We start from the raw sequence: 10,362 nt of genomic DNA on the forward strand, positions 1-10,362 counted from the left end.
ATAGAATTAGCCTATAAAACAACTTGGGAAACTGGTAGTTTATATAACGCCATTTATCACCGAATATCAGATGGTACAATTACGAGAATATCAAGTACTACACCACCAAGTAATTTGATTTATGCAACTTTTCAAAACGTGAACAAGAGTTATAATTCAGGTGTAGAAATTATTTACGCTCAAGAAGTTTCAAAAAAGTATAAGTTCAGTATTAACCTAAATGGATACAAAAATCAAATAGATGCATTTTCGGTTGAAAATAAATATCCAACAACACATCTTTTTTCGGCAGCAAAGCAAGAAATATTTTCTGGTAATTTAAAACTAAATAATACCTTTCATTTTGCTAAAAATATAGACGCACAACTTGCGGCTATTTATTTAGCACCAGATATTATACCACAAGGAAAAATAAATTCTAGGTTTTCTTTAGACGTCGGTATTAAAAAATTAATCCAAAAAAGTAAAGGAGAATTATTTTTTAATGCCACTGATTTATTAAACACCATGATTACTAAAAAAGAAATTAAGGGGCAGGGCTTTATCTATACAAGTAACGACTATTATGAAACGCAGGTAATAAGGGTTGGCTATAGTTATAAATTTTAATTATATCCATTCATATCTCAATACCACTGCGTGAGGAAAACACCGCCTGAATTCGACTGAAATCGGTCGTTTTCCGTTTCCCAAAAACATAAATACCTACAAATCAACGCTTTAATTTTCTCAAAAAATCTTCATAACCCTGAGGTCCCGGGTTCAAATCCCGGTCTCGCTACATGTAAATCAAGGACTTACGTTAAATCGTGGGTCCTTTGTTGTGTCATGAAAACACCATTCTAAAACGCATAATTTTAAGTAACTTTATAGTCAATTCTGAATATGAATATCGCACCAGTTTTACATAAAGGGCCATTAAAATCATTTGACGAAAAAATAAATGATTTGAACTATTGGTTAGCTCAACCTTTGATAAAAAGGCTTGAAGCGGTGACATTTTTAATATCTCAAACTGTAGATTTAAAAACTACTAGGATGGATAAGTCACATGTAGAAAGAAGAAAACTGAAATAATGACATTAGCCCAAGATTTTGAAGACTTTGTAAAGCTCCTTAATAAACACCAGGTTGATTATATGGTGGTTGGTGGTTACGCATTAGCATTTCATGGCAAACCAAGACATACCGGAGATTTAGATATTTGGATCAATAGTTCAGAAACTAATGCAGAAAAATTAGTTATTGCAATTAAAGAATTTGGTTTATCAAGTTTAGGTTTAACTAAGTCTGATTTTATGCAAGCCGGTTATGTTACACAAATAGGATACCCGCCTTTGAGAATTGATATTTTGAATACGATTGATGGTGTAAAATTTGAAGATGCTTTTCCAAATAAATTACTTGTGGATGTGAATGGGATTGAAGTAAAGTTTATTGGACTTAAAGAATTTATAGTTAACAAAACTGCTTCAGGCAGAAGTCAGGACATTGCTGATTTGAAAGAGATAAAGAAAATAAATTTCACCTAAAGAAATCGTTAATTATGAAGACTAAAGTTAGAATAGAAAAGACCTTTGATACGGTTAAGGTTTTCAGGGCTATCAAAGAAAAAATTGCTAAAGAAACTGAAAAGATGAACTATGAGCAGTTCAAGGCTTATTTGAAAAAGAATCAAATAGAGCAGGTTACAAAATCATAGTTTTCTTTGGTATAAAATAGCGGGATTTTTGTTTTTATTTCTTGATTCTTTCAGCCATAATTTATTTTACGCTCTGTGTGAGGAAAACACCCCATGAATTCGACTGAAATTGGCTGATTTCAATTTTGTGAAATCATAACTAACTTTTAATCAACACTTTATGAATTTATCAATCAACTAAAAGTACTTTATAGCTCATTTTATGTATTTTTTGATTGATAAATCATATTTTTATGATTGATAAATAACTATGCCAAAGAAATCTGAAAATAGAGAAACCGAAATAATTGAGTTTATTAAGAACCATCCCAAATGTACTTCTCAGGAAATACTTGATGGATTGAACTTGGATATTAGTGTCGCGACATTAAGAAGAAAGCTCCAAGAATTAGTAGCAGAGGATTTAATTAATGCCATTGGTGAATTAAAGAGTAGAAAATACGAAATCAGTAACGGGTATAATATTATTCGACCAATAGATGTTGAACAGTATTTTGAAAAAGAAATTGATGAGAGGATAATTCAAGATAAATTCAATAGCGATTTAATCAGCCGAACACTTCATAATATCTCCATCTTTACAAATACCGAATTAGATCAATTAAACAACTTACAAGAAAAGTTTAAATCTAATTCATCTAAGTTATCAAAGAGTGAATATAAGAATGAGTTGGAGCGTCTTGCCATTGATTTAATTTGGAAATCTTCACAGATAGAGGGCAATACCTATTCATTACTTGAGACAGAAAGGTTGTTAAAAGATAAGGAAACTGCAGCTGGTAAGACAAAGGATGAAGCCACTATGCTGTTAAATCACAAAGATGCTTTGGATTTTATCATCAAAAATCCTAATTATATCGATCCATTAACGGTTTCGAGTATAGAGGATATTCATAGTATTTTAGTTAAAGAGTTAGATATTTCAAGAAATATTAGAAGTGGAAGAGTAGGGATCTCGGGAACAAATTATAAGCCTTTAGATAATGAGTTTCAAATTAAGGAAGCAGTTGAGTCTATGTGTACATTAATCAATTCAAAGAAAAATGTATTTGATAAGGCTTTGTTGTCTCTTGTTCTCATCTCTTATATCCAACCATTTTCAGATGGTAACAAAAGAACTGCAAGGATTATAAGTAATGCAATATTGATCAATAATCACTTCTGTCCAATTTCATTTAGAACCATTGATTCTATTGAATATAAAAAGGCCATGCTGGTATTTTACGAGCAAACAAACATCAGCCCATTCAAAAAAGTATTTATAGGTCAGTTTGAGTTCGCAGTGAATACTTATTTTTAAATATGTACCTCTACGTGCCGAAAATACCCCCTGAAATCCCGGTCTCGCTACAAAGGGGGATAAATCAGTTTCAGATTTGCTTACCCCCTTTTTATTTTCTCATAACTGTTTAATATTCATTGATTTAATGGTTAATTCGACGAAAATGTAGGGGTTCTTTAATTTAATTGTAAATTTGCTTTTACAATGAACAAGATACAATACAATACAAAACAAGACCTAATGAGCGCTATCTCTGAAAACAGAGATATGATTAAATCATTTGGGGTAAATGGTTTGGGTATTTTTGGATCCTTTTCTAAAGGAACTGCTGTTGAAACAAGTGATGTTGATTTATTAGTTGATTTTATTCCAGAAAAAAAGAGCTTTGATAACTTTATGGATTTGTCATTCTTTTTGGAAGGCTTGTTTGGCAGGAAGGTTGAACTAGTTACTCGACAATCATTAAGTAAACATATTGGACCACATATTTTAAATGAGGTAATTAATGTCAGCCTCTAATCTTGAGTTGGTTCGTCATATTTTGACTGAAACAGCTTTTATTATCCAACATACTGATAAAAAAACTAAAGAGCAAGTTATTGAAGATGAAGTGCTTTGTCGAGCTGTTGTTAGAAGCATTGAAATTATTGGGGAAGCATCAAAGAAAATTGATGAAGAATTTAAAGCCACACATATTCATATTGAATGGAAGAAAATGGCTGGTGCAAGGGATAAGTTAATTCATGATTACTTCGGAATAGATTATGATATTGTATGGGACATCATTCAAAATAAAATCCCAGATTTGGATCATTTTTTAAACGAGTTATTATAACTGGTTTGTAGTAATTAAATTTCCTTATAAACTATCACTTTCTTTTTATTCAGATCTTCTTTAAAATAAGGGTTCTTGATTGCCTGCTCCTCCAATAAGTCTACTGGACGATTGAGTATTTCTTGTAAGGAGAACTTAAAATCAAAGTAGTTATCTGCATAGTCCTTCACATCTATTTCCTTAAAATCAACGATTAAGTCAACGTCGCTTTTGCTATTAAAGTTGGGAGTTAAGACCGACCCAAATGCATATAAGGTTCTTACCTTGTGGTTAGCACAAAGTGCATTAATCTCTTTTTTGTATGCATATAGTGTGTTCATATTTCTATTAGGGGACAAATTTACTTTTAATTTCTTTACCTCTTCTTTTTGATGGATTTACCCTTCAACCATTTTACTTGTTTCCTGGCTTCCTCTATTGTAACTGGAGGCTGTTTCGATAAGATTATGCTGCACAACTTAGCTCTTTTTACAAATGATATATTGAAATTCATCTTATAAAATTAATGTTTTCTGCGTGCCGAAAATACCCCCTGAAATCGGTCCAAATCGGTTGATTTCGGTTTTATCAAAATGTAACACATCAAAAATCAAGGACTTACGTTAAATCGTGGGTCCTTTGCTACCTGAGGTTTGCGTGAGTTTTTGAAAACATAACGGGGCCTTAATAGTTGGGAAGGTTTATAATTGGAAACATTATCCTATTTTCAACCATAAAACATTAATATGGAAGTACATCACCCAAACCACCCAACGCATAAAAAGAAATGGTCTGAATACATTATTGAATTTTTGATGTTATTTGCTGCTGTAACTCTTGGATTTTTTGCTGAAAATGTAAGAGAACACAAAATCATGATTGAACGTAAAGATCAAAACCTATTTTCTATTTTACAAGATTTGAAACAAGATTCAATTTTTATTGAGAGTACAATTAAGTATTCAGATGATGGCATACGATATTTTAAAAAGTTAAAAGCTAAATTATATGAATTTCATGATAATAAATTAAGTGAAAATGAATTCATTAAATTTACTAAGGACAATATTGATAGTTCATTTGTTAACCAAACCGTTTTTCTGAATAGCTCTTCTTATAAAAATATGATTGCTACCGGTAATTTAACTTATGTTGAATCTAAAGATTTAAAGTGGAAGCTATCTAATTATTATGAAACATGGAATAAAAGAATTGAGGTTAACGGGGATGAAATAGATAATGTAAATAATTATTTATATAGAGAACATCTTCCAATAAGGAAAACTTATTTTAATAATATTTTAGAAAGCAGCAATACGGATATACCAAAAGCTAATTATAAAAGATTTTATTTTGATGTGAAATTAATTCGAGAAAAATTGATTAATGAGAATTTGATTATTCAAACAAATGTAATGTTAAACAAAGTTGAAGACTATAATAAAAAAATTAAAATTTTCAAAGATTTTAATAATGAACTCATAGAGATATTATCCAAAAAAGATACGCACTAATTGTATTAAATTTTAAACAAATGAAACATCTAATCATCGCATTGCTATTTCTCCCAATGATTTCTTTTGGACAAAATCCCAAAATAAAGGATTTTAAAATCACTATACTTTCCACAATGCTTTCTGATTTCCATACAGGTGAATGGGGATTTTCAGCAATGATTGAAGTTGATGGGGAAAGAATTTTATTTGATGCCGGTTCAAGAGAAAATACAGTTGTTCAGAATGCAAAAGAATTAAGCATTAATCTTGATAATATTGATAATATTTTTTTAAGTCACAATCATAAAGACCATACCGGGGGTCTTATAACCTTAAAAAAGGAATATCCTAACTCCTTTAAAAAAGCGCATGTAGGGGAGGGAATTTTTTATTCAAGACCTAATGCAGAAGGAGATGATAATTATATTTTAAGTAATAAGAATACTCTTGAAAATTTAGGAATTAAATTTATTAGTCATAAAAATCCAACACAACTAATACCTGGTTTGTGGACAACTGGGCAAGTTCCAAGAAAATACGATGAAAAAAATTGGAGTGGCGTAAGCAAAATGATTGACAGTAAAGGAAATATAGTAGAGGATATTATACCCGAAGACCAATCCTTATTTTTTGATACTGAAAATGGCATTGTTTTAATAAGTGGATGTGGCCATGCAGGACTTGCTAATACACTTGATTATGTACAAAAGATTATTCCAGGCAGACCAATCTATAAAATAATTGGTGGTTTTCATTTGTTAAAACTTAATAATGATAAGTTAGAATGGACAGCGAAAAAAATGCGAGAAGCAGGAGTTAATTACTTTGTGGGAGCTCATTGTACCGGATTAAACTCAACATATTCAATACGCAATTTTTTAGGCCTTACGTCAGAAAGCGCTTTGGTTGGTTCAGTAGGCACGGTTATAACAGCAAAAGGAATATTTCCCGGTTATATGGAATAATTAACGCTTAAATTTACTGTGCGAGGAAAACACCCCCTGAAATCTTTTAAAATCGGTCGATTTCGGTTTTGTTAAAACATAACTAACTATAAATCAATCCCTGTCTAGCTATATTGAAAATCAAGGACTTACGTTAAATCGTGGGTCCTTTGTTGTTTTTGCGTGAAGTTTGCGTGAGGTTTTGCGTGAGGGTTTTGTCATTTCTTACCAAAACGAAGTATGATCAACCATAACTTTCACGTTTAATGAATAGTGAACATTGTATTAATTTAATTACATTCAAACAACGAAACACTCTACTAACAAAAGGCTACATTGGTTTGACGACGGACAATTTTAATTATTTAGACAATTGAAGCCAAAAGCCCCAAGCCTTTCATAAATTTGTAACATCATTTTTTATTATGAACAAGAAAATATTACTTTCTGTTTTCGTTCTACTGCTGTTAGCAGCAACTTCAATTTGTATTTATATTTTTGATGATTATTCGCATAGAAATAATATTATTTTTTATGGAGGAACAATTCTTACAATGGACGATAAAACGCCAACTGTTGAAGCCATTTTTATAAAGGATGGTAAAATTGAAGCGCTCGGAAATCAAGATCAAATTTTTAAATTAAAAACTTCAAAAACAGAATTAATAAATCTTGACGGCAAAACATTAATGCCTGGATTTTTTGATGCACACGGTCATAATGACTTGTCTTCTTTTCTATATGGAATGACCGATATTAGTGGCTTTAATCATAAAACACCAGCTGCTGTATGGAAAGTCGCCGCCGAAAAAGTAAAGGTTACACCTTCGGGAGAATGGATTATTTGCAAAGGTTTTGATCCAATCTTAACAAAAGGATTACACTCTCCTACTATTCAATTTTTAGATTCACTTTCTCCAAAAAACCCATTGCTGCTGATTTCACAAAGCTTACATTCTTTTTATGGAAATTCTTTAGCATTTAAAAAAGTAGGGATCACGAATAAAACCAAAGACCCCACCGTATCTAGTTATTTTGAAAAAGATAAAGACGGAAACCTGACTGGATTAATTGCAGAGCAAGAAGCATTTGAACCTTTTAGAGTCGAAATATTAGAAGTATTCAAAAAATCGTTGGCGGAAAATGCAACTAATGTAATGTTTGAAAATGCAAAAGCTGGCGTAACCAGTATTTCTACATTAGGGTTATCCGCTGCTAATAAAAATATTTTGATGCTTTACGAACATCTTTCAGCCGGCACCTCTAAACCTCTTTATAAATTTTTAGAACTAATTGGAAAACTTCCAGAAAGGAAACCTAATGTGCGTCACTTTATTTATTTACGTTATGATGCTCCAAAAATTTTAATTCCTGAAAGCGTTAACAATGGCGATGATTTTTATAAAATTCTCGGATTTAAATATTGGTACGATGGCTCGCCCTATATTGGTTCTATGTATTTGAAAGAACCCTATTTGCAATCCGAACTTACTGAAAAGGGGTTTCATCTTCCTGAATTTCATCGCGGAGAATCACTTATTAAACAAGAAGATTTACTGTCAAGTTTTGATTTCATGCAATCAAAAGGTTTTCAAATTGCTATCCATGCCCAAGGCGATAATGCAATTCAAGAAGTGGTTTCCGTTTTTGAAAAATTAAATAAAAAATATCCGATTGAAAAATATAGAAATCGCTTGGAGCATTGTTTGCTTTTACCAAGAGAGTTGATGCCCCAAATGAAAAAACTCAATCTTACATCAAGCTTTCATATTAATCATATTTTGTATTATGGCGATGCGCTGAAAAATGATATTTTAGGAGAATCGCGTAGCGAAAAAATTCTACCCATCAACTCTTTTGTTCAACAGCAACAACCATTCTCACTGCATTCAGATCAGCCAATGTATCAATGTATCCCGTTGCTTTTGTTAAACACAGCTGTTAATCGGACTTCTGAAAGTGGAACTGTATTGGGAAAAGAAGAAAAAATTTCTGTGCAAGAAGGATTAAAAGCGCTTACTATTTATGCGGCCTGGCAGTTTCATTGCGAAGACAAGCTGGGAAGTTTTGTAAAAAATAAATACGCCGATATGGTTTTGTTGGATAAAAATCCGTTGCTCGTAAACCCTGATGAAATTAAAAACATTAATGTGTTGCAAACATTTGTTGCAGGAAAAAGTATTTTTTTGAAAAAATAGAACTTTATTAATCGACCACACTAATCGGTCCAAATCGGTTGATTTCGGTTTTGTGAAAAAATAAACTATTATAAATCAAGGACTTACGTTAAATCGTGGGCCTTTTGTTGTTTTTGCGTGAGGTTTTTGAAAAAAAGAGACCCCTATTGCTAGAGGTCTCTTTTTTTCAAACCTAAAGTCTATTTTTTTGGTGCAGCCAGAATGGATAAGTCTCATGTTGTAAGAAGAAAACTCAAATAGAAACATTGTTGATTTAGAAGAAATAAAGAAATTAAATTAAATTAAATTAAATATTTATTTCATAAGTAGTAGATCTACCTACTCCCTTAATTACAAACACATTCATTTCCGCTAATTCCTGCAAGTCTCTTGTTGCTGTTGCTTTTGAAGTCTCTGTTATACTTATATATTTTCTTACATTCATACCACCCTTGAAGCCATTGAAACCTTCTTCTAGTATTCTATTAATAACCTTTCTTTGACGATCATTAAATTTTTTATCATACTTGTCAAAGAATTTCATTTTTTTGATAGTAAACTGTATTGTTTTTTCAGCATCATCCTGTGCAAAAATTATAATTGAAGTAAACCATTCTATCCACTTTGTAATTTCTAATCTTTGTTGTGCATGCTGTAATGCTTTATAATAGGCTGATCTATTTTCCTCAATAGATTTTGAAATACTAAACATAATAGGATTATCAAATCCTTGTGAAAGCGCTTTTTCTGCGATGGCTCTTCCAATTCTTCCATTTCCATCTTCAAAAGGGTGTATGGATTCAAAATAAAGATGTGCCACTGCAGCTTTAATAATGGGGGAACTAATTTCACTTTTATTAAACCATTCTATAAATCGCTTCATATCTTTTGGTACACCTTTAGAAGGGGGCGCTTCAAAATGAACTTTGGGGTCAGATGCTGAACCTGAAATTATTTGCATTGGTGCAATACCTTTTCTCCATTGGCCTGCATTAATGCGTTTGTTATTCCCCATTAGAAGTTTATGCCATTCCAGTATCTTGCTTTCAGTGAGTGCTTTTTTATATGTATTTCTTACATCAATTAGTAGTTGACTTAATCCAATAGCATTTTTATCTTTTGGTTCTTGTGAGATATTTAATCCAAGGTTTTTTCTAATAGAAGACATTACATCTATTCTGTTTATTATCTCGCCTTCGATTTCAGATGTTTTAATTGCTTCAGAGACCATTATCTGTATAATCGTTTCTGTACTTATGGCTTCTGGTAATGCAGAGATGATGCCTTTTAATTCTCCAGCTTTTAACATGAACTTCATCAATTCATTATCTAGTGATGAACTATCAAATTTAAATTCAGGCCAATTTTTGTGTTGCCAGTTATACATAATGAGCCGGTTAGGTTACTTTATCGGCTCAAATATACGAATAAAATGAGCCGAATAGCATTAATATGCGGCGCAATGTTGTATAAACATCTTTTTTACGCACTGCGTGCCGAAAACACCCCCTGAAATTGATTGAAATCAGTTTATTCTCGTTTCATTAAAACATAACTAATAATAAATCAAGGACTTACGTTAAATCCTGGGCCCTTTGCTACCTGAGGTTTTCGTGAACCCTTCTACAACAACAATTTTCATAATCAATCTTTATAATTCTGCTAATCGAATATTTCGATATTTAATTGACATTTCATTTCCAGGATGTAACTGAAGACCAATAGGGCCAGACGCAGGAATATCTTTTGAAGTATATGTCATTACTTCTTTGCCATTTAACCAAACAGTGTACGTTTTATCTACCATTTTTATTTTCATGGTATTCCAATCTGTTGGTTTTAAAATATCTTTTACATTGGCTTCTACCGGATATTTTAATTTAGGCAAATATGGAGAAGCCGTTAAGTCTCGTTTTAAAGATCCTGAAATGCCAATTTGAATTTGGT

Annotated in this window: 13 protein-coding genes; 10 read left to right on the forward strand and 3 right to left on the reverse strand. The window is 31.7% G+C overall.

The genetic code is table 11. The features are described 5' to 3' along the window. The 7 genes from ACKVOD_RS00815 to ACKVOD_RS00845 form a co-directional block, all read left to right on the forward strand. Positions 1-609, forward strand: a 609-nt coding sequence (locus tag ACKVOD_RS00815; protein WP_409207584.1) for an outer membrane beta-barrel protein, incomplete at its 5' end; no start/stop codon positions are given. A gap of 276 nt (positions 610-885) precedes the next feature. After that, the gene (locus ACKVOD_RS00820; RefSeq protein WP_409207585.1) at positions 886-1,077 is read left to right on the forward strand and encodes a hypothetical protein; all 192 of its coding nucleotides are present in this window, start codon (positions 886-888) and stop codon (positions 1,075-1,077) included. Beyond that, positions 1,077-1,532 (forward strand): nucleotidyltransferase, encoded by a 456-nt coding sequence (locus tag ACKVOD_RS00825; protein ID WP_409207586.1) that lies wholly within the window; start codon positions 1,077-1,079, stop codon positions 1,530-1,532. Before ACKVOD_RS00820 ends, ACKVOD_RS00825 begins: the two co-directional genes overlap by 1 nt. Positions 1,533-1,546: 14 nt before the next feature. Beyond that, on the forward strand, positions 1,547-1,702 hold the full coding sequence (locus tag ACKVOD_RS00830; protein WP_409207587.1) for a hypothetical protein: 156 nt from the start codon (positions 1,547-1,549) through the stop codon (positions 1,700-1,702). A 250-nt stretch (positions 1,703-1,952) separates the two neighbouring features. Next, positions 1,953-3,002: a Fic family protein gene (locus ACKVOD_RS00835; protein WP_409207588.1), complete on the forward strand. Its 1,050-nt coding sequence runs from the start codon at positions 1,953-1,955 to the stop codon at positions 3,000-3,002. A 186-nt stretch (positions 3,003-3,188) separates the two neighbouring features. Then, positions 3,189-3,503 carry a nucleotidyltransferase family protein gene (locus tag ACKVOD_RS00840; protein WP_409207589.1) on the forward strand — a complete coding sequence of 105 codons (315 nt, stop codon included), beginning with the start codon at positions 3,189-3,191 and terminating at the stop codon, positions 3,501-3,503. Further along, complete coding sequence (locus ACKVOD_RS00845) at positions 3,490-3,819, forward strand: DUF86 domain-containing protein (RefSeq protein WP_409207590.1); 330 nt, start codon at positions 3,490-3,492, stop codon at positions 3,817-3,819. The genes ACKVOD_RS00840 and ACKVOD_RS00845 overlap by 14 nt, the downstream gene beginning before the upstream one ends. Before the next feature lie 14 nt (positions 3,820-3,833). Here ACKVOD_RS00845 and ACKVOD_RS00850 read toward each other — a convergent pair whose 3' ends face one another. After that, positions 3,834-4,139, reverse strand: coding sequence for a nucleotidyltransferase family protein (locus tag ACKVOD_RS00850; protein WP_409207591.1), 306 nt, complete (start codon positions 4,137-4,139; stop codon positions 3,834-3,836). Between the two features lie 405 nt (positions 4,140-4,544). On the opposite strand from ACKVOD_RS00850, the gene ACKVOD_RS00855 reads away from it, so the two are divergent. The 3 genes from ACKVOD_RS00855 (at position 4,545) to ACKVOD_RS00865 (ending at position 8,436) form a co-directional block, all read left to right on the forward strand. After that, positions 4,545-5,312: a hypothetical protein gene (locus tag ACKVOD_RS00855; RefSeq protein ID WP_409207592.1), complete on the forward strand. Its 768-nt coding sequence runs from the start codon at positions 4,545-4,547 to the stop codon at positions 5,310-5,312. A 20-nt stretch (positions 5,313-5,332) separates the two neighbouring features. Further along, positions 5,333-6,259, forward strand: a complete 927-nt coding sequence (locus tag ACKVOD_RS00860; RefSeq protein WP_409207593.1) for an MBL fold metallo-hydrolase — start codon at positions 5,333-5,335, stop codon at positions 6,257-6,259. A gap of 404 nt (positions 6,260-6,663) precedes the next feature. Next, the gene (locus tag ACKVOD_RS00865) at positions 6,664-8,436 is read left to right on the forward strand and encodes an amidohydrolase (RefSeq protein WP_409207594.1); all 1,773 of its coding nucleotides are present in this window, start codon (positions 6,664-6,666) and stop codon (positions 8,434-8,436) included. Positions 8,437-8,722: 286 nt separating this feature from the next. On the opposite strand, the gene ACKVOD_RS00870 is transcribed toward ACKVOD_RS00865, so the two are convergent. Together ACKVOD_RS00870 and ACKVOD_RS00875 are read right to left on the reverse strand one after the other, a co-directional pair. After that, positions 8,723-9,802 (reverse strand): Fic family protein, encoded by a 1,080-nt coding sequence (locus ACKVOD_RS00870; RefSeq protein WP_409207595.1) that lies wholly within the window; start codon positions 9,800-9,802, stop codon positions 8,723-8,725. Between the two features lie 264 nt (positions 9,803-10,066). Beyond that, the coding region (locus ACKVOD_RS00875; RefSeq protein WP_409207596.1) for a DUF1080 domain-containing protein at positions 10,067-10,362 on the reverse strand (296 nt) is incomplete at its 5' end.

It is taken from the genome of Flavobacterium sp. (genome assembly GCF_046155325.1).
Classification (GTDB): domain Bacteria; phylum Bacteroidota; class Bacteroidia; order Flavobacteriales; family Flavobacteriaceae; genus Flavobacterium.